At 61.5% G+C, this 20655-nt stretch carries 16 protein-coding genes and 1 pseudogene; 13 read left to right on the forward strand and 4 right to left on the reverse strand.

Annotated features, from left to right (window positions below; all coding sequences use genetic code 11):
• Positions 1-74: 74 nt before the first annotated feature.
• The 3 genes from ASG92_RS19730 to ASG92_RS19740 all read left to right on the forward strand — a co-directional run bounded on the left by ASG92_RS19730 (position 75) and on the right by ASG92_RS19740 (position 2564).
• Positions 75-1202: an FAD-dependent oxidoreductase gene (locus tag ASG92_RS19730; protein WP_056632337.1), complete on the forward strand. Its 1128-nt coding sequence runs from the start codon at positions 75-77 to the stop codon at positions 1200-1202.
• Positions 1203-1621: 419 nt separating this feature from the next.
• Positions 1622-1813, forward strand: coding sequence for a hypothetical protein (locus ASG92_RS19735; RefSeq protein ID WP_056632247.1), 192 nt, complete (start codon positions 1622-1624; stop codon positions 1811-1813).
• A gap of 457 nt (positions 1814-2270) precedes the next feature.
• Positions 2271-2564 (forward strand): hypothetical protein, encoded by a 294-nt coding sequence (locus tag ASG92_RS19740; protein WP_056632249.1) that lies wholly within the window; start codon positions 2271-2273, stop codon positions 2562-2564.
• 39 nt (positions 2565-2603) lie between these two features.
• Here the strand turns inward: ASG92_RS19740 and ASG92_RS19745 are convergent, their stop codons facing one another.
• From ASG92_RS19745 to ASG92_RS19755, 3 genes are read right to left on the reverse strand one after another with little or no spacing between them, the layout of a single operon-like run.
• Entirely contained in the window at positions 2604-2858 is a 255-nt protein-coding gene (locus tag ASG92_RS19745; RefSeq protein WP_056632252.1) for a hypothetical protein, read from the reverse strand.
• Entirely contained in the window at positions 2855-3052 is a 198-nt protein-coding gene (locus tag ASG92_RS19750; RefSeq protein ID WP_056632255.1) for a hypothetical protein, read from the reverse strand. Before ASG92_RS19750 ends, ASG92_RS19745 begins: the two co-directional genes overlap by 4 nt.
• A 29-nt stretch (positions 3053-3081) precedes the next feature.
• The gene (locus ASG92_RS19755) at positions 3082-5688 is read right to left on the reverse strand and encodes a CARDB domain-containing protein (protein WP_056632257.1); all 2607 of its coding nucleotides are present in this window, start codon (positions 5686-5688) and stop codon (positions 3082-3084) included.
• Positions 5689-6322: 634 nt separating this feature from the next.
• On the opposite strand from ASG92_RS19755, the pseudogene ASG92_RS19760 reads away from it, so the two are divergent.
• The 9 genes and pseudogenes from ASG92_RS19760 to ASG92_RS19800 form a co-directional block, all read left to right on the forward strand.
• Positions 6323-6528 (forward strand): annotated as a pseudogene (locus tag ASG92_RS19760) (helix-turn-helix domain-containing protein); the annotation flags it as partial.
• 1804 nt (positions 6529-8332) lie between these two features.
• Entirely contained in the window at positions 8333-9241 is a 909-nt protein-coding gene (locus ASG92_RS29995) for a PKD domain-containing protein (RefSeq protein ID WP_240987215.1), read from the forward strand.
• A 44-nt stretch (positions 9242-9285) separates the two neighbouring features.
• On the forward strand, positions 9286-10191 hold the full coding sequence (locus tag ASG92_RS19770; RefSeq protein WP_056632263.1) for a hypothetical protein: 906 nt from the start codon (positions 9286-9288) through the stop codon (positions 10189-10191).
• Complete coding sequence (locus ASG92_RS19775; protein WP_056632265.1) at positions 10191-11099, forward strand: MauE/DoxX family redox-associated membrane protein; 909 nt, start codon at positions 10191-10193, stop codon at positions 11097-11099. The genes ASG92_RS19770 and ASG92_RS19775 overlap by 1 nt, the downstream gene beginning before the upstream one ends.
• Positions 11100-11848: 749 nt before the next feature.
• Complete coding sequence (locus ASG92_RS19780; protein WP_056632269.1) at positions 11849-12769, forward strand: abortive infection family protein; 921 nt, start codon at positions 11849-11851, stop codon at positions 12767-12769.
• Positions 12770-13009: 240 nt separating this feature from the next.
• Complete coding sequence (locus tag ASG92_RS19785) at positions 13010-14278, forward strand: IS110 family transposase (RefSeq protein WP_056632273.1); 1269 nt, start codon at positions 13010-13012, stop codon at positions 14276-14278.
• A 534-nt stretch (positions 14279-14812) separates the two neighbouring features.
• Positions 14813-16261, forward strand: coding sequence for a hypothetical protein (locus tag ASG92_RS19790; RefSeq protein ID WP_157372293.1), 1449 nt, complete (start codon positions 14813-14815; stop codon positions 16259-16261).
• Positions 16234-16716, forward strand: coding sequence for a hypothetical protein (locus tag ASG92_RS19795; RefSeq protein WP_200952025.1), 483 nt, complete (start codon positions 16234-16236; stop codon positions 16714-16716). The genes ASG92_RS19790 and ASG92_RS19795 overlap by 28 nt, the downstream gene beginning before the upstream one ends.
• Before the next feature lie 550 nt (positions 16717-17266).
• A complete protein-coding gene (locus ASG92_RS19800) occupies positions 17267-18268 on the forward strand; it encodes a hypothetical protein (RefSeq protein WP_157372294.1) in 1002 nt (333 codons plus the stop codon).
• 198 nt (positions 18269-18466) lie between these two features.
• On the opposite strand, the gene ASG92_RS19805 is transcribed toward ASG92_RS19800, so the two are convergent.
• A complete protein-coding gene (locus tag ASG92_RS19805) occupies positions 18467-20203 on the reverse strand; it encodes a hypothetical protein (RefSeq protein WP_157372295.1) in 1737 nt (578 codons plus the stop codon).
• Positions 20204-20280: 77 nt separating this feature from the next.
• Here ASG92_RS19805 and ASG92_RS19810 point away from each other — a divergent pair, with 77 nt between their 5' ends.
• Positions 20281-20502, forward strand: a complete 222-nt coding sequence (locus tag ASG92_RS19810; RefSeq protein ID WP_157372296.1) for a hypothetical protein — start codon at positions 20281-20283, stop codon at positions 20500-20502.
• The last annotated feature ends 153 nt before the right edge of the window (positions 20503-20655 follow it).

A 20655-nucleotide genomic window follows, 5' to 3' on the forward strand; every position in this document is an offset into this window, starting at 1 on the left:
CGCAGCCGTTCTTTGCCTCGTCCACCGGAGAGCAGCTGGAACGCACAGGCCGTCCAAGGCGCAAGATGAGGTGCATGACAACAACCGTCATGATCCTCGGCGCCGGCTTCGGCGGGTTGGAACTCGCGAGCACACTGTCGGAGCGCCTTGCCGGCGAGGTCGACGTCACCCTCTTCGACCAGCACGACGCCTTCGTGTTCGGCTTCTCCAAGCTGGAGGTCCTCTTCGGGCACCAGAACGCGGAACAAGTGCGGATCCCGTACCGCGAGATCCGCACKCCGGGTGTGGAGTTCCGCCAGGAGCGGGTGCTCGCGATCGACCCGGGGACGCGGCACGTCGTCACCGATGCTGCGGKTTACGATCCCGACATCRTYGTCGTCGCCCTCGGTGCCGACTACGACATCGCCGCGACACCCGGCTTCGCCGACGGAGGGTTCGAGTACTACACSGTCGCWGGCGCCGAGCGGCTGCGCGACGAACTGGCGGCGTTCCGCGGCGGCCGGGTGATGCTGGCCGTGCTCTCCATCCCGTTCAAGTGCCCGCCCGCGCCRTACGAGGCGATCCTGCTGCTCCACGACCGGCTCGTCGCMSGCGGCATACGCGAGGGCAGCAACCTTCACATGGTCAGTCCGCAGCCGTCGCCCATCCCGGTCTCGCCCCAGGCATCGGCMGCGCTGGAACGCGCGATGGCCGAGCGTGGGATCGCGTACACGAAACGCCACCGGATCCACGGGATCGACCCCGACGCGCRGGTCGCGCAGTTCAAGGACCACGACGAGCCGTACGACTTGTTCATCGGCATCCCGACCCACAAGGTGCCCGACGTGCTCGTCGAGGCGGGCCTGACGCAGGACGGCTGGGTCGCGGTCGACCCCGTGACGCTGCAGACGCCGYACGCCGGGGTGTACGCGATCGGCGACTGCGCCGAGACCGGGATCCCGAAGGCCGGCACCTTCGCCGAGAGCGCGGCCCACGTCGTCGCGGACGGCATCGTTCGCAGCRTCCGAGGCGCCGGCGGACTTGCATCCGGGGGCACCGGRCTMTGCTATCTGGAGTTCGGCCACGGCGACGTCGGTCGCGTCGACGTCGACTTCCACGCTGACGGCGGGCCGACCGCGCCGCTCCTGGGGCCGTCGCCGGCGTACGCCGCTGAGAAGGCGGAGTTCGGCGCGGTGCGACGCGCCCGCTGGTTCGGGGCCTGACGCGCCTCGCACGTTCGGGGTGTCGCAGGACCGGGGTGGCAGAGCCGGGGTGGCTAGCGTGGAGGCATGNGCGGAGCTTCGCATAGACCGCGCCGCTCCTGGGGCCGTCGCCGGCGTACGCCGCTGAGAAGGCGGAGTTCGGCGCGGTGCGACGCGCCCGCTGGTTCGGGGCCTGACGCGCCTCGCACGTTCGGGCGAGGCGCGTTCGGGTGTCGCAGGACCGGGGTGGCAGAGCCGGGGCGGCTAGCGTGGAGGCATGCCCGGCCCGCGTCGCACCCGCGCCCCGGGCGTGGTGCGGGCGCCGCGGACGCTCGGCGTGTTCCGGCTGTTAGTCACGTACTCGAGATTCGTCGCGATCGTCGGGAACCTCCAGTACGTGCTCGGGTTCCGGTTTCTTCGCGGCCGCGAACGACGCGATCATGGCACGCTCCGCCGTCCTGGCGGGGCGCACCTTCGCTGACCTGGTCCGCAACGCGTTCATCCTCACTCTCCAACTCGGTGTGGGCGTCACGCTGGCGTTCCGATGGCAGACGAGCATCTGGCACCTGCTCGCTGCCATGTGGGTGACTGTTAACTTCGTTTGGTTCTGGCACGAATTTCGTGAACGGTGATGGGTCGTCGCTGCGGGCGGTGTTCCCGCGCCTGGACAAGGCGCTGGTGAAGCAGGCGCGCCGTGTGGACGGGACGGCGCCGGTCTCGGCCCGGACCCGCGCGAGCAGCGCGTTCCCGTGCCTGGCCTGCGTGATGCTTTCGCCGCGGGCGCACAGCCGCTACCGGCGCCGGACCGCGGACACCGGTCCCCGATTCACGAAATTCGTGCCAGAACCCCGGCGATGGCGGTTGATTGGCAACGCGACTGGCGGTTTCGGTGTCCTCAGGTGGGACTCTGAAGTGGGCCGTTTACAAGGGCTCGTTTCCACCGGGTACGAGAAGGCGTGTGAGAACAGTGAGGGCGACGGCAGCTCTCCCCGTGCCCCGGCCAGCACGTTGCTTCCGGGATGTGGAGCGGACGGCTGCTGTCCGCACATATGAGCGGTAGAGATTTTCCCTACCCCGGAAGGACATCACATGAACACCCTGATCGCAGATCCCCGGCACCATGTCGCCGATCGTGTCGACCCGGCATTGATGGCCGGAACGGACCCGTATTCCATGTGGTTCTGCGTCTGCGACTACTACAACAACGGCGTCAGCGAGGTCGCCTCCTATGCTCTGGGCGACGGCATGACGGCGTACGTCAGCTTCTCGCTGCGGCAGGGCTTCGCCCTTGTCGTGCGCGACCTGTATGAGCGCGAGCTGTTCGCTTCCCGGATGGCTAGCGAGGCGGAGATCCGGACCGCGCTCATTGATTACGTCTCTTGATTGGCTCGGAGGGGGTCGGAGGTCCGACCCCCTGCTTTTTCAGGGCGTCAGGATGACGAAGCCCGCCGCCGGGGCGGTGACGCTGATCGCTAAACCGTTCCGCGTCTGGGCCGTCACGGGCGACCCGACCTGGGTCGGATCCGTTGAGTAGGCGTATTCGTATTTGTCACCGACCGCATGCAGGCGGGCGTCTATGGTCACCCACGCTGTCCTTGCCGCTGCAAGGTCGGTGTTGATGGCGCACACCACCTCCCGGTTGGACATGATCCGGGACCAGGCCACGATGGAAGTCATCGTCCCTGGCCGATGCGGTTCGGATACCAGAAGGCGACGCCGTCCTCGGAGATGGGCCGCAGGTATTGACGGCCGCGGCGGAGTGCAAGGTCGCTGGTTCGAACGGCCAGGATTTTGGCCAGCTCGATGTACGTGCCCGACGTCTCGTCGAAGAAGTGCCTGTCCCGGCTCCTGAATGAACCGAAGCCGGCCAAAGATCATGCCGCCCAATACAGGACCACTCCTAATCAGCACCGGTAGCCTCCGCTGCTTCTCGAGCGTGGATCCAGTCGGTATCTGCCGGGCCGAGGCCATATTCCGGTAGGTAGTCCGCCTTCGCCAGCTTCCATTTCCGCGGCGCACGCAGCTTGAACGAGCCGTCGTCGAGTTGCGTCGCTACGGTGAGGAAGGCGTGCGGCGCGTCCGGGTCGTCGGCGAAGGTGACCAGGACCTGCCCGCCGTGAACCGGCACCCTGTCGTCCGCCGTCACCACCAGGCCGAAGACAGTCCGGCCCTCGGTGTCGAATCTGTCGAACGTTGTGCCGCGGCCGGTCGCGACCTGGACGTCAGCCCCGCCCAGAAGCTCCAGTGCGTGCCGCGGGTCGTCTTCCGGGTTTTCGGCGTAGGTGTGCAGGCCGAGGTTGTTCGGGCGTCTCATTAGCTCTTGCACCCGTTCTTTGAAAGCTTGCACGTCCAGTGGGATGTCATCGGAGCGCGGATCCAGCGCGTACTCCACCATCACTCTGATCTGGCGAGTCTCGCCGGGGTCGAGCAAGAGCCAGGTCGTGTCCAGGTAGGTGCGGTAGATTGGGTTGGTCTGTTGGGCGATGATCCACACGCGGGTCGGTCGGGCGTACGGGTTCCCCACCTCGACCATGGTTTCCTCGCGGATGGAGGGTGATCCGGTCGTTGAGACGAACCGGTCGTAGTTTGTCTGCGCCGTGTTGTTGAGTTCGGTCATCTCAACCAAGGTCGGGACCGTCGGTACGACATACAGCGGGATTCTCGCGATGATGCAGAAGTGCCCGGTGGCGGGCGGCACCCACGTGGTGGTGAATTCGACGGTCGCGCCAGCCGGGATATCGCGGACGTCAGCTCCGAGGAAGGCCTCCGGCGCCCCGCCGATGTTGAAGTTCTTGACGTGAAAGTTGACGCGTACGTCAGGGGCCATCACGTTGCCTTTGTTGGTCACTGATGCGACCACTGTGTTCGGGTTGCCTACCCATGGCACGTTGAACCATTGCGCGTCGACCATGCTGCGGGCGTTGCGCACTTCGATGTCGGGTGACTGCCAAGGTCGGGTCGACGATGCCGGCCATGGCCGTATGGAGGGGTCTGGGCGTCCGTTTGTGCCGTAGCGAATACGCACGTCGGCCTTGTTGCCGTTGATTCCGGATACATCGGCCCGAAACTCGACCGGACTAGGCGATGCGTCGATCTCACGGTAGAAGTCCCCGTTGCCCAGCACGGCACCGGCGTCGTCTCCGTCACTGGGCAGCAACAACACTGTGGGTCGGGCGTACGGCGCGATGAACGGCGGTGAAGCCACATCGGTGCCGAGGACATGGTCGTCGTTGGGCAGTGAGCGGTCCCCGATCTGGGGGAATTCGCCGTTGCGGTACTCAAAGTAGTAATTGAATCCGTCGCCGATCCGGACTTCGATGGCGCTGGCCCGATCGATCGGCGGGACGCCCTGCTCGATCGGGTGCAGCGTGACCGGGGTGTCCACGGGGGATCCGCTGACGGCGAAGTTGAAGGTGCGCACCCAGCCGGCGGGCACCCAGCCGAGCATCATCCGGTGGCCGACGGAGAAGTGTGGGAGCGGGTCATCGGCGTGCATCAGCTCCCAGCCCCCCGCGTTGCGACCCGCGACGGCCGGGGTGTACTGGTCTCCCAGCCCCAGGTTGTGGCCCAGCTCGTGGGCGAAGGTCTCGTGGATCTCTCGGTCGTTGGTGGTGCCCCATTCGTTCGGCATTGAAACCACGCCGAGGTTCAGGTTGCCCTCAGCTGTGGTGTAAGGCCCCCAGTGGCCGATGCTCGCGTAGGGCCACGCGGACTTCTCCGGCGTCATGCCGACGGCCGGGACCGTCGGCGTGACGCACACGACGGTGTCGAATTTGCTGTAGTCAATCAGGCCGTCGCCGGCTGTGATCGCGGACTGGTAGAAGCTGCCTTTCGGCGACCTATCGGCATTGAAGTACGTGTCGTGGTCGGCCGGGAGCTGCACCGGCCCGTAGGCCTCGGCGGTGAGGTCGAAGTTGCCGAAGGAGACCTCGCGGAAGAACGCGGCGGTGCTCCGAGTCTGGCCGGCGACCGTGACGCCGTCAACCAATTCGGCAATCCAGCGGTCGCGATGGCCCTGCATGGTGGTCGCGTCGGAGGTGTAGCGCTGTGACGAGGTGTCGACGAACAGTACCGCAATCCGCCTCGTGCCGAGGGCGGGCACGGTCGCTACATTCTGCGGACCGGAGGGCCCGCCACCCCAGGCGGCACCTGCGAGCCTGGCGTCGGGCTCGCCGCTGAACCACAGCGGCGGTCCCTGCTCGCGCCCCTCCCAGGTGCCCTCGATCTCGTACTTGAGCTCGCCGACGATGGTCCCGCCAGCCCGTTCCCGGGCCTCCAGCACGTGGGTACCCGGTTCGTACCCCGCCAGCAGCATGAGCACGGGCTTCTCTATGTTGAAGTTTCTGCTTCGTGAGAGGGAGACCATCCCGCCGGCCAGGCCGGATGTCACCTCGAAGTCAATGTCGTCGAGGCTCAGCCCGCTCCCGGGATCAATGGTGATCGCCAGTTGCGTGAACGACCCGACGAACAGTTCCTGTTCGTCGATTTCCAGCTTGACCGTTGTCATCCCGGCGCCTCCTGTATTAGTGCGGGGGCCGCCGCGAACGATGTTGTTCACTCCGAGTCGGAGCACAAGGCGGCAAGCCATCGCCACATTAGGACAGTGGCCGTTACTGGGACGTTATTTCATTATCGAAGAATTCGAATATCTGGTGGACGACGGCCTGGTTGCCGAGCCCCGGCTCAGCTCACATCCAGGGCTCTCCAAACGATCCCGCCAGACCGGCGACCCTTCTCCATATCGGTCAGACTTACATTCACACGTCTGGCTGCACCTATGCCATCCTGACGTCAGGAAAAAACCTTCCGGTGGCGCCGTCTAGGGCAGCGGCTCGCCTTCCCGTTCTCGTCCTTTGAATCTGAGAAGGGGCCCTCGGAATCGAAGAGAACGGCCATGTGGTGGTCGGCGTGATCCCCGTTAGCAGACTGACATCCCGGTAGCCCCGTCAAGGCGGAAGTGTTCCCAGGAGCGCCACAGGGATTCGAGCCAGGAATGGCCTCGGCGTTTCTCCACCATTCGGCCTGCCAGCGGCGGGGACCACGGGCGCCGACGTTGCGCCGGTAGGTGGTGATGATTTTCTCCCGCACGAACTCGTTCACGGATCCGTAGAACAGTTCCGGTTGTCAACGCGTGTCCCTTGGCTGAGCTGGAGCGGGCGCTGATCGGTCAACGGCAGCGGGAGGGGTGGCCCTGGCCCGATCCCGCGCACGCAGGAAAGCGCTCTCGTCCGCCCGGACGGCCGAGCTGCGGCAGCGGGCCCGCGCGGGAGAGCAGAAGACCGGCGTCGCCCGTGAATTCGGCATCAGCCGCGAAACGCTCTACCAGTACCTGAGAACGGACAGCTGAGCGCCGCCCCGGGACAGCACCGGCGGTGCGGCCGGCTTCGGACATTCCGTGCCGTCGACTTCTTGAAAATGACAGGAGTGCAGGACAGGGCATCCGGCGTCTGAAAATCACGTACGCACTGGGAGGAATGGCTTGTTGTCGGGCAATGGCGTCCTTCATTGTCTGCCGTAACGCGACGGTAACGCTCTTGGGGGATTATGACAGTGATTTCCTCCAACCGGGGTGGGATTGACAGCGAAACCGGGAATGCGATGGCTCCTACGGCACGAGATTTGATCAGCTTCAGGCGGTCAGATCATTCAATCGGAACTCAGTGCTTCAGCTGCATGGGTGGGGTCGCTCAGTCTTCTGCTCGGCTGCTGGCGTTCCAGGTCGAAAGGACCGATGGCGTACTCCGTCTGCTCGCCCGAGCAACAGGCCGAGCCCTACGCTGTGAGGTCGGAGGACCGGTTTGAGTTCGCTCTACGTTCGGGCGCATTGGTCGAACAATCTCTCCCCGGGTCCGCCGCCCGCGCAGCCGCCGCCCTTGTGGGCTCTGGCGCACGGCAATGTTCCCATCATCACCTTCGTCGGAACTCCACCTTTGCCTCAGGTATGGACATCCGCAGGTCCGGTCCAGCGCAACGACTACCGTGTCTGGGTGCCGTTAGTTACAAGCCAGGAACTCGAACTGGCCGGATGGGCATCAGGGCCCGGCTTTGCAGGACCACCGCCGCCTGCCTGGCCCGCCAGCTCTGGGGTGCCCGCCAATACATTCGACGAGGGCTATCCCAACAATGCTGTCGGATTCACAACTACCCGGGTCCGGTTGTTTCAGGATGGGGTTCCCGGAACGGACCACACCTATACGGTTTTCGCTCCAAACGGTCAACAGATCGGAACACTCAGCGCACCGGGGCCGGGGTGGACCCCATATCTGGCTGTTCCGGCCGCCCTCACCGATACCCATGGAATCTGGTCGGTTGAGATCAACAGGACTGCTACTTCATCGGTCGCGGCCCCTGGCATATTTCCAAACGGATCGGGCCCGGCAAATGGTGTCAATGAGCCGTACGTCTCACCCTACGGAGATGAATATGAGGGAATCCTTGGGATGGAATTCGAGGGAACCCCCATCGAGCCACCTGTCGTTTGCCGGAACGATGTGATCCTCTCCGCCCCAAGTGCACTGCCCTGCGCCCAGTCTGGTGGCACTGTTCAGGTAACCTTCACAGCCGCTGTCGTACCAGCGGTCCCTGCATATATTGGGGACTATCGGTGGCGGGTGACGCAAGGCAACACCATTATTCAGCCCTTCACAGCCGGTTCTAATAGTTTCCAGATCGATCTCGCTCCCGGGAATTACAAGGTTTCGGTCAAGGTTAAGCAGCCTTCATGCCCTGACGGTGACCTCGTCGATGGGGACACATTCACCATCCCCGTATGCTTACCTCCTTGCGACCTTCAGATCACAGCTATCACCACTGCTATTGGGAACTGCAATGCGAACGCCGATCGGCAGGTCATAGCGACTCCCCACGTTAGTAATCCAAGTCCCGGCGACGAGTACTGGTGGACGATCGATGGCAGTGCGGCAACCATGCCGGTACCCGCCGGGCCGCTCACGTTCTACTTGTCTGCGGCAGGTCCAGGCCAAACCATGCACACAATCGGCCTGGCCGTCCGACGTGGAGGGAGTTGTCTCGCCACGGCCTTGCCTGTCAATGTCCTTCTCGACCCGTGTGGACCTGGACCCAACTGCCCCACAATCACGTTCATCAGCACCGCTCCCGGCCCCTGCACATCTGACCGCACAGGCCGGCAGATGCAGGTCGACGCAATTCTCGCCGGCCCAGCCGCCACTAGCTATACATGGACGTTCGGCGACGGTACGAGCGAAACGCGGCCCGCATCATCCCTCCCGGCGACGACACACACATATACCGCTCCCGGAACCTACACGGTGACATTCACCGCGTCGGGACCGGGCGGCTGTTCAGTCACCGACAAAAAGGAACTGACCGTTGACGCCTGTTGTCCGGAGGCCACTGCCATCACCGTGACCCTGGGTACCTGCATCCCGGGAACAGCCGGCAGCACGGACATGCAGCCGGTAACGTTGGCCGCACAAACAAGAGGCTCGGGAATCGCCGGCTATTCGTGGGATTTCGGCGACGGAACGACGCTTCCACCTCCCTCACAGGCGTCACCGCCGCCACACGACTACTCCGCTCCCGGAACCTATACCGCCACCGTGACGGTCATCGCAACCGATCCCACCTGCCCACCGACAATGGCGAGCACGACCCTTACCGTCGCTGCCTGCACAACCCCTCCTCCACCACCGCCAACCATGGGAGGAGGATGTCTGTGCGTGCTGCTGCTCGTCCTGGCGATGTCGCTCATCGCCCTCTCATCGGCTGGCATCTTCGCATGGGCCTGCGGTGGATTCCTGAACGTGATCCTGCTGTCCGCCGCCAGCACGATGTTCCTGCTCGGACTGTTCCTCCTCATCCTTTGGGCATTTCTCTGCGGCCGGTTTATATGCCCCGCCTTGGTTCTGCTGGTTAACGTCTTTGCCTCATTGGCGGCAGCCTTGGGTGTACTAGCGCTCGTCCTGTTCCTGCTTGGACTCGTCACCTGCGCGATCGGGGCTCTAATTATCGGTGGCCTGTTCGCCGCCATCTCCATCGCCCTAATCGGAGCCGGAAAATCCGTTGGATGCATTCCATGACAGCGGGCGCGGCGGCACCGACAGGCGAAAGGTAGGTAGCCAAGATGCGACTATTCCTAGGCGGTCTCGTTGGTCTGTTCGTCGCGTTGGTCATCGCCGGCGTGACAGCTACGATCCTTGGGATTCCCGCCGTTCTACCCGGATCCGGGCCATTAGTCGGTCTGATCCTGGCGCTAATACTGCCGCTCTCACCCGCGGAGTGGCTACTGATCGCGTTCTTTACCGTCGCGCTCTTCACAGTGTTTGCCTACGTACTGGCTACAATCGGACTGCTGCCTGTCATCGCCTCGACGCCAATATCCGCAGCCCCGACGCCGCTGCCCGTAAGTCCGCTGGAAGAGACGATGCGTGGCTTTATGATCGGGCTGACGGCGGGACTGAACTTCGGGATCTGGGCACTGCTGCCCTTCGGCCTGCCCATCGCGATTGTCTTGGGCCTTGTCTGTTTCGCGGCGGTGTTCACATTAATATCGAGAAATCTCTTCTACCAGGGCATCTTGGGATGGCTTAGCTGGCTGATGCCCATGTCGTACTTCGTCACACCCCTTGGCATCCTGTTTTTCCTGATCAACCTGCCGTTCGCCCTGGGAGCCTTCGGCTTCGCGGCACTGCGGTTCGACGCCCGAACGTCAACGATCGAGACGACTGGCGGACTGTCCGGAATCACCGGGTTTCGCGGTGGCTTTAACCTTGGGAACTTCACTTTCCTAGCGACCGCGCCGGGGGTGGTGCCGGCCACCGTCCAGACGGCGTTTGGGGCACCGGGACTATCGGCACACGAGACAGGGCACACGCTGACCATCGCCGCCTTCGGCGGTTTGTATCACTGGACCGGTGCTGTCGATGAGAACGTGCCCCCCTTCCGCCGGCTGGTGCTTGCCTATAGTGAGCTGGTGCCCGAGAGCCACTTTCCCCGCTCCGGACTTCCGCATGTGAGGGTGTGGAGTTAATGAATCTTTTCGATGTCCTTGCCGCAGCCTGCTACCTAGCCGTGGTTGCAATCCTTGCTGCCGCTGCTGTAGGCAAGGCCTTAGACCCCGAGGGCACCGTTCGGGGGGCGCGCTCCCTCGGCCTGCCCGAGAGCTTCTCCCGCGCTACAAGCTGGGCGCTTCCCGTCATCGAGGGAATGCTTACCATCGGCCTGATCGCGGCCCCACGACTTTCATCAATCGCAGCAGTCGGACTGTTCTCTGCCTTCACCATAACGACTGTGATTGCACGTCCTTCGCAGAAGTCTTCAACGTGCGGATGTTTCGGTGTCCTAGGGCGAGCCAGGCAAAAGCCCGTCATCGTCGGGCGGAACCTCGTGTTCGTCGCAGCGGCCGGTCTCGCGACAGTAGCCGACCACACGAGCGCGACCCGACTCGCAGCTGGAATTGTTGTGGCCGTCAGCGTCGTCATCTGTGTTCCCCTCGCGGTGAAGCGCCGGCGAGTCGCGGGTGCCTTTGACAAGACACCGCCACCCGCCGCCCCGGTAACGTACGCGCTTGTGGTCGAGCAGGCCTGTCCTCTCTGCGATCGCTTGCTTCAGCATCTTGCCGGAATCCTGACAGGGAAGGAACCCTTGGTGCTCGTAATCCGTGGCAAAGACAGCGGATGGCTGCAGACCCGCCTGCCCGTGCTACAGCTGCCGCAAGAGCTACTCACCGGACCGTTCCTGAACGACGTGCCTGCGCTCCTCGTCCTCAATCCGGAGGGGACACCGATACGCACTCCGATTATCGGAATCGCCGACGTGTTCAACACGCTAGCAGCCATAGCTTTTGCCGGAGTACGATCATCGCAACCGTCGCCCATTGAGCCGAACGAGCGAGAATGCCTACCCTGTAAGGCACATCAAAGTGTTGAGAAGCCGTGACGTTGAACCGCTAAGGACGGTGGTGCTCCGGAGGAACGCCGGATCCGTCCTGGTGTCCCGGAGCAGGGTTGGCCGCGTTGTTTTCCTCCCCCAAGCTGCGACTCTCAAGGGCCGCGGCCCGATGCCGGTCAGCAGAAGTTTGCGGCCGATTGAAGGCTCACAGCGCATTGATTACCTCAAAATTGAACATTTGTGGTCACAAACTATTAGCCGGAGATGGGTAGCAGAAATGGCTTTAACCTGCGGAAATGCGCGAAATTGCCCCGCTTTGACCCATATAAATTTTCAGATTTTCTTGCCGGTGAATGTTGAAAGACGAGGTGGGTTGGTTCAGATCCCTGTTTCCCTTGTTCAGGCGCGGTTCTCGTCATTCATTTGGCCCCTCGCAGGGCGAACAAGTCGACCGTGCCGAGCTTGACCGGACGACGATAACGCCCTTGCGAGAGACCATGTGAGAGGAGCTTGATTGACGAACGTTCAAGAACGAGGTGGGTCGGCTTGGGCCCAGGTCGCATCGTGCTCGCTCAACCAACACGTTCAGGTTCCGAGCAAAGATATCGAAGACGAGCTTTCCGGACGCGTGGTGGTGTCGATTGGACACGACCGGCGGGTGTCCTAGAGATGGCTGGAGACAGAGCGGGGTTTCGCCTGCGTAACGACGCCCTCTACTGGCATGAACACGGCTAGATTTGAAGCGACAGGCTCCCCGTAGGTGACTGGGTCCAAGAGAGGCAGCGGCCGCGTTGACAATGAAGATTACTGATTCCACAAGACGCAAGATCATAGATTCCTACCAGCTTGAGCCCATGGCTTGGTCCGGGCAGCTCAGTGAGTCTGAGTTCCTGAGTCGCATTTTCAATCTGAACGAGGTGCGGAGCACCGACAATCGATTCAAGACTGCCTATCAGGACATCCAGCAACACCGGGAACGCAACGATGACTGGGGTGACGATTATCTGTTCACGGATCCCAGATTTAACATTCAATGGGGAACTGATGAACTCTTTATCCAATTTCTGGAGCTGACCGTCCACCCTCTTGTCCGGGGCGCTGAGCAAAGCTCAAAGATCGTTGGCATCTACAACAAGATCCTGCGCAACGATGGACTCCATCTTGTGGCGGACGGAGAAGCCAAAGGTCAGCCCGTATATAAGGTCAAAGTCCGAGGCAGTTTCCACGGTGATGTGCCCGAGGTAATCGCGCGTCAGCCTTTGCTGACTGATTCAGGGGTCCTGCACGAACATCTGGGGCGAATCAAAAAGAGCATTGGCAAGGATCCGGCCAGTGCCATCGCGTCTTCTAAAGAGCTGCTTGAGAGCCTGTTCAAGCTGATCCTGGACCAGGAGGGCGTTCAGTACCCCGCCAAGGACGACGTCCCGGATCTGTACAAGAAGGTAGGAGAGGCCCTGAAAATCAATGCAGAGAGCGTCAAGGGTAGCGGCAAAGCAAGCCAGACGATCCAGAAGATTTTCCGGACACTGACCACGACGGTACAGGCCATTGCCGAGCTCCGGAACGAAATCGGAACCGGTCATGGCCGTACGACGGCAAGCATTGCCACGGAGGCGCACGCACGGCTGGCACTGAACAGCACTGTGACGATCGCTGAGTTCCTGCTCGATACTCTTGCCCGGCGAAAAACCGAGACATCGGCGTATGAACTGATCTAGCCAATGTGTCCCTTGCGGGACGCCCGTTCCGGCCTGAAAATGCCCTTGTGGTCGCCTGCCGACGCCGTAGCACTATGGTTCGTTGAGGCCGTGATCTAGCCGGGCGTTGGGGATCATGCCGTGGGCCCTTTACTGTTTCCTTTGCTGAGAACGAGGACTAGTTTCCCTTTTCCCTCGTGACCCCCACGGGCGGCCGCTCATGCAATCTGCGGGTGCGTTCCGTGAGGAGATGAGAAGACCATGCTGGCCGAGTCCCAGGACGAGGAACAGATCATTGCCAGGGTCGCCGCCATCGACATCGGCAAAGCCGAGCTCGTGTGCTGTGTGCGGATCCCCGGCCCGGGGAATACCCGAAGACGCCTGCAGGAGGTGTCCACTCATCCGACGATGACTCGGTCATTGGCGGATCTGGCCAGCCACCTCGTCGGCCTCGGCATCGAGCGCGTCGTGATGGAGGCGACCTCCGATTACTGGAAGCCCGTCTTCTATCTCCTCGAGGCGCACGGTCTTCAGCCGTGGCTGGTCAATGCCCGCGACGTCAAACACCTGCCGGGCCGGCCCAAGACCGACGTGCTCGACGCGGTCTGGCTGTGCAAGGTCGCCGAACGCCAGATGCTGCGCCCCAGCTTCGTCCCGCCATACCCGATCCGCCGGCTCAGGGACCTGACCCGGTACCGGATCGATCTGGTCGGCACGCGGACGGCGGAGAAGAACCGGGTCGAGAAGCTCCTCGAGGACGCCTGCATCAAACTCTCCGTCGTCGCCTCGGACATTTTCGGGGTATCGGGGCGTGCGATGATGGCGGCGCTCATCGCCGGCGAACGGAATCCGAGCGTGCTCGCGCAGATGGCGCGGTCAAGCATGCGCAGGAAGATCAGCGAACTCGAGGAAGCATTCACCGGCCAATTCGATGACCACCACGCCTTCCTGCTGGCACGGATGCTGGCCAGGATCGACGGCATCGATGCCGACATCGCCGCACTCGACGAACAGATCGAGGCGCAGCTGGCCCCTTTCGCCGCGGCGGCGGAACGCCTGGATGAGATCCCGGGCATCGGCCGCGTCGCCGCCGCAGTCATCCTGGCCGAAACCGGGGTAGACATGACCCGGTTCCCGACCGCGGGGCACCTGTGTTCCTGGGCGAAATTCTCCCCGGGCATCACGTCCTACGCCGGGAAGAACAAGGGAAACGGCTCCACAGGGCACGGCAACCGCTACCTGGCCAGGGTCCTCGGAGAAGCCGCCGTGAACGCCGGCAGGACCAAGACATTCCTCGGCGAACGCTACCGGCGCCTAGCCAGACGACGCGGCAAGAACCGCGCCATAGTCGCTATCGGACGCTCCATCCTCGTCATCATCTGGCACCTCCTGCAGGACCCGGAGGCCCGGTTCCACGACCTCGGCCCCGAGCACTTCAGCCACCGCATCAACCCCGATGCCAGCAAACTCAACCACGTCCGCCAGCTCGAAGCCCTTGGCTACACCGTCAGCCTGACTCCGGCGGCATAACCCGCCACAGACGCCTCAGATCCGGTGCCGCAGCGCCCCCGCCGGACGCGCAACCCTGCCCACACCACACACAAGTCACCTCATTTTCGGACTAGTGCCAGACAAGAGGCTGTTCTATGTCGAGGGTCTGGTGCAGCTTTGCTCGGTCTGTCTCGTCGTCAGCGTGGTCAGCGAACCACTTCCAGGCTTCATCCAGAGGCATCCAGGGATAGCGCTGGCTCACCCTCGACTTGTACCAGGCTGAGCGATCCTGGAGTAGGCAGTGCGAAACGCGATTACTTCGAGCCCTCGGGGATCATGGCTTCGGCGGCTGCTTTGGCTAGTTGATAGGTCTTGTCTTCGGCGCTAACGCGGCTCAGCTGGCCGTCGGCGGCTTCTACAGTCTTTTTCTGCGCCGCCGCCGTGGCATAGGGCCAGCGTGAGCTCAGGTCAGTAGCGTATGCAGCAGCAACAACGCGGATGGTCTACGCATTCCGAGAGCTTGGGGAGAAAATGGGAAGCCACACGGGGCAAATGGGGGACCTCCGAGTCCTGATGGACACAAACATTGTTCTCGCCATCGAGGGTGATGAGGATGCAGATCACGTCAACCACCAGTCGGCGTCGACTGTTTATCGCCTCGTTCTGGATGCCGGCGGCCAGGTCTCCATCGTGGATAATCAATTCGACGACATCTCGCGGATTCAGGATCGCCAACTGAGGGACCGCCGGCGCCGTCAGTTGGAGAAGTATCCGCGGTTGGGACGTGTTGAACTCACCACAGGGTTCCTTAGTGAAGCGCGTTATGCACTGAACTTGGGTGCCCACACCAACGACGGTGTGGACGCCGCGCTGCTTCTTACACTGCAACGAAACGCCGCTACCTGGCTGATAACTGAGGACCGGAAGCTCCACGCGCATGCCCGTCATGCCGGACTTCAAGAGCGCGTGATGATGCTCGATGATGCTGAAGGTGTGTTGACAGCACTATCGGGTCAGCTCCCCGTCCATTATTCGGTCGATGACGTCCAGCCTCACACCATAGATCCGGTCCAACCGTTCTTTGATTCGCTTCGGGCTGATTATGGGGACTTTTCCAGCTGGTGGCACAAGGTCGTTGCCCAACGACGGACCTGTCTGGTCATAGGGGGCGGAAAGGACATCCGTGGCCTGGCGGTCCTGGATCGTCAGGAACCGGAAGTGTCCGGATTGACAGCGAACAGCGTGAAGATCTGTACATTCAAAATTGCCGAAGCCAATCAGGGCAAGAAGCTGGGAGAGACGTTGCTGGAAGCGGTCATAGCCCGCATCCGGTCGATGCGGGCTGAGACCTGCTTCGTCGAGGCTTCCCTGGACAAAGAGGCTCTCCTGATGATGCTGAGGGAATTTGGATTCTTCGATCTGGGCCCCAAGCCCGGAGCATCCGGGCAGACCGTCCTGGGCAAGATCCTTGAGCCCAGCGTCGATGACATGCCGCCTGACCATCCTCTGGAGTACAACAGGCGCTACGGCCCCGGAAAGCGCCGTGTCAACAGGGCATTCCTCGTCCCTATCATTCCGGTCTTCCACAGCATGCTGTTCCCTGCCTCCGAACCCCAGCGTTCCTTCTTTGATTCGACCTATGGAAACGCGATCCGTAAGGTGTACATCTGCCACTCAGGCATAAAAGCATTGGAACCGGGTGACACTCTGTTCTTCCTCCGAACGCACGAAAGGCGGGCTGTGCATGCTGTCGGGGTTGTTGAGGAAACACTGCGCACCACGGAATTGGCCGATGTGCTGAACTTCGCAGGAGCGCGCACCGTATACCGTGCCGAAGAACTCCAGAAGATGTGCGAAAAAGAAGTACTGGCGGTCAAATTCAGGCTTGACCAAGTGCTGGAGGCGCCTGTTAGCCGCGAGAGCCTCAAAATGCTGGGAGTCATGGAAGAGTCCCCGCAATCCATCGCCCAAATCAAGTCAGAGGAAGGAATTCAGTGGGCAAGAACGCTCCAGGGAGGGTAGCACTGATGTCTATCAGGCCGGAGTTTGCCAATGCGATTGTCTCCGGCGAGAAGGTTGTTGAGTTCCGTAAGCGGCCCGTCGCCGATGACGTCAGCCACGTTCTGATCTATGCCACGATGCCTGTTGGCTCACTTATTGGTTGGTTTGCCGTCCGAGGGCAGAAGACCATGTCCCCAAAGGGGCTCTGGTCCACATTCCGTGAAGTTGGTGGTATCTCAAAGAGCAGATTCTTTGAGTACTACGACCAGCGGGAGTACGGAACAGGGATCCTGGTCGAGACAGCCAGCCGATTCCCTGAACCGGTCCCCCTGGCTGAACTCGGCACGACCCTTCGTCCCCCACAGAGCTTCCAGTATCTGACCGCAGCGCAGTCAGACACATTCTTCAAGATGGTGCACACCCAGCCGAATGTTGAGTCGGACTCCGAGCTGTATCCGCTGGCTCGTGTTGGCTGATGCTCCCGGCGAAGCGTGCACGCCCGACACCGTTGACGCAGCATCGGCTCGGGGCATGACGAAGAATGAGACGGCACTCGGCCATCCTGGTGCGGCCCAGACCAATTGGACCCGTGCCGAACCGGTCCATGATGTCCCGAGCAGCGCCCCGATGTGTTTTCCTCGTGGGCGGTGGTTATGCCAGCAGCTTTGACGGGGCGCCGAACGGCGGCAGGTAGGTCAGTATGACCCGCCCGGGGCGTATGGCGCTCCGTCCACGAAGAAGACAGAGGCATCTGTCTCGAATTTCCCGAGGACATCGGGGAGCCCGCGGGGTCGGGGCCCGATTTCCAGCAAAGGGCCTGGATAACGACGTCGACTCAGACTCAAAGGGGGTCGGGACGGCCTGCAGTTCAGCATCCCGAAAGTCGAGGACAACCGGACGTGGTCGTAGTGCGGCGGCGACTGCGCGCTGAGAGGGAGACCGGCCTTGTACTTTCTTAGCGAGATGAGTCACAAGGCGCCGTGGCAGGATTTGATCGCTTGCCTCCAGTTGGCAGATCATTTTCCCATGCGAATCATCGACGAGCTTTCCAACGGTATTACGCGGAGCCTGGATCAGGCACTTCGACTCAAAGTGACTGGCTACGACCAAGACGAAGTTGGCGAGATAGCTCGGGACGCCGCTGCTCTGTGCGAGAGATCCCTAAAAGCCTCAGACCCGGACTGGGCAGACTCATCACTTTTTGCGATCACGCAACAGCTTCGCTCCGCAGGGTGGCAAGAGGGCGCCGACGCCATGGATTTCGTCAGAACGAGCGCCAACCATGACAAACATGATGCTCAGCCCGGTCACGACATCGAACGAATTATTGAATCACTGCGGGTCTTGCAAGCTCAGCTGGGCTCGTTGCAGGCCCATGCTCCCGGAGCAGCCAGCGAGCTTCCACCCAGACTGCGCATCCGCCACATGGTGTGCGCAGTATATGAAATGTTCCACACGGGCGAAACCTTATACAGCTTTCTGGAGGCCACATCAAGTGACTCCTGGCAGACGGTAGGAAGCATCGATGATTTCCAGATTGAGAACAAGCACAGTCAAGCCGTTGAAGCACAACTTGCAGCACTGCCGGCATGGACGGTCAATCCTCCTGAGCTGAGCGACCTGTCAAGTTCTCTCAAGGAGTCTGACGTCGAGTTGTGGTTCATCGCAAGCTTCGATGCAACCTACCAGCAGGTTCACGACATCATGGCGAGCTATCAACATGACCTCCCAATATTGCGAGGCCTCCATCGCGAAGACTCTTATGGCAACTTCGTAGCATCTGTGGCTCAAGCGGTTCTCACAGGTGGAGCGCCGGTGCTTGCCGGGCGTAACACCGCAGATTTGGAGGATGTACAGAAAAAGCTGGACTACCTGATCCGTCGAACTCCCGACCGCCTGAAGCCGCTGAGGTTGGATCGCTGCAATGCTGCTACATACCAGAATGCAGTGAGGGCGGCCGTTGCTGTGGATCGTGACATACGGGCTTTAGTAACCAACCGCGGCGTGCTGCTGGTGCAAGCCGACTAAATTGGGGTGTCTCGCCGGCCACAACTCAGGGCAAGAGAGCCTTCGGCGTTTCGATCACCACTGTTAGCACGAGTCTCGTGAGTCCCACGGCACCGACAGGTGTTCTTGAGAGTAGCACCGCTCCTCCGCGTCAGGACGATGAGCTGCGACCGGAACACGAGCTCAAGTAAGCACGCGTGCAGGCCGATGACGGCCCTGTCAGTTCTTTAGTAGGCCCGAAGGACCCATTCTGTTCGCAAATCTGCGGACGACTGCGGAAACACGGTTCCTTTCCCACACGGGAGAGTTGAGGGGAATCGCCTGGAGGTGAATGTGCTGGTCCAGCGGGAGTGAGGGATTGTCCAGTCTCCACGACCGCAGGATATCAATGGTGTCATGACCAAGGGCGGCGGCGTTTTCCAACATGATGAGTTCTTTGAGCGTGATCAGTGCCACTGCAGAGCAAAATTCCTCGGGGTGTCCTAACGACGCCAGACGTTCCCGTGTCCGGTGTTGGACCGGCAAAGTCCAGGGCAACCCGGTTTCGCCTGTAAGTACTAACGGGATATAGGTGAACCGCCCGTCGCTTTGGCTGCGGCGAAGCCGTGTTTCTTCCTCCAGCAGTCTGATCGTGGAAATGAGTTGCTCCGCCTTGCGAGCTGTCAAAACCTTGTCTAATTCGTCGTCCAACGCGGTTGCGGAGGCGCTAGCCAAGACCACGGGCCGCGGCATTGCTCGATCCGTGACTTCGACGAGCAGCCAGGTGCGTCCCGAGCGAATCGCGAAGTCACACATGCGGGGCATGCTTTTTCTGCCGGCTGCGAGCCTTTTCTGCAGTTGTCCTTCATCCAGGACCTGCAGTTTTTTCTTGAAGAAGATTCTCCGTAAGGCAGCGCCCGCCTCGTACTCGAGGATGTCTTTGGTGCATTGGTGGAAAGCCACTTCACGTTTGGCGTCGACCTTGCGGAGGTACTGACGAACGTCCCAGAACGTGGTCTCGCTCAAGGCGCGTTGCATGACGAAGTTCGGGCTAAGCATAAGTAGCTCTCCCGATTCCAAGCGGACGAGGGGGAAACGCCGGAATGTATCGAACCCAAACCTGGACGGTCTCGGGGCGGCGTGATCGTCACGGATGTGCCTGCGCATTTCCGACGCTGAACAAGATGTCACGGCAAGGAAATGTTCGACCGCTTCTGCCGGCAACCCAAGTGTTGCGAAGAACTCATCTGGGTAACGCACATACCCACGATTAGCTGCCTGTGCATACAGATTGAAGGCTACGGCGGCGAAATCCACAAGTTCAATCCCGGTGGCTTCCTTGAATAGCTCGTGCGGTTCACCCCCGACCGTCTTGGCTGCTTTCGTTCGCTTCGGCCAACTGCGGAACCACGTCCGTTCGAACCAAACCAACTGACGACCAACCCACAGAGTGCGGTTGAAGTGAAGGTTCGCGATGAGTTCGCTAGCCAGCGACACATCCATGCCACCCCAAGTCGCACCACTGGCAACCTTCGGTCCTTCATCGTTGTCATCTGCGATTCCGAGCAAGCAGATGACCAGAAGATCGAGACCTTCCACGTTGTCTGTTGGCGGCCCTTCTGGGGAGTGCAACATGGCCTCTTTGGCCGCCAACAACAGCATCTGTGGAGCAAACAGCGTGACACCATAGGTCGAGGCAATTTCAAGATGTGTGCGCAAATTGCGGTTTGCCACCTGCTTGGTCCAGCGCATGTCCACTTCCGAAGCCGGCGCATCTGACATGCCGGAGCGAACTTCGATATCTGTGATGATTTGAGCGATAAGGGACAACGCTTGTCCAAGGGATAGCTGCTTCCAGAACTCAACCCGGATCTTTTCGGGTACACGCTTCCCCAATAATTCCGAGGCCAGGGCATACGTCCGTATTCCCGGGATTCGCATCGGAAAGGGGGAAGTCCAAGTGTCCGGATCTGGCATATGCCCAGCTTAGGTGCCCCAAGTCATTTACCTGTCGGACATCACAACTGTAGGTACGTGCCGGCGATCGTTTGGGCGTGATGGGCGGGGTTCAGCACGCAGGGGCGGAGCCACAGGAATCGCCTCCTGGCCACTACGCCCAACCTCAGGACGGCGGCCAGGCGCTGGGCACGCCGGCCACGCTGTGCAGGGTGGTGGGCTGGTGCCTCACCATATCCGCGTACCTGGTTGCAGTCCCATTCATCATCTTCGCCGTTGTCGGTGCCGCCACAAGCATGAGCCTGAAGAGGAACTACTAAAGAGGGCCCAGACCTGACAACAAGTGGCAAACCGGGATGCCGGGGCCCGCTGCTAGGATCCGGGGTACTAGACGATGAACGATACCTAGGCTTGTGGGGTGCCACATGGAGAAAAGCGGTTTTGAAACTCCGCCTCCGGTGAAGGTCGAAACA

The sequence above is a fragment of the Arthrobacter sp. Soil736 genome, assembly GCF_001428005.1.
Lineage (GTDB): Bacteria > Actinomycetota > Actinomycetes > Actinomycetales > Micrococcaceae > Arthrobacter.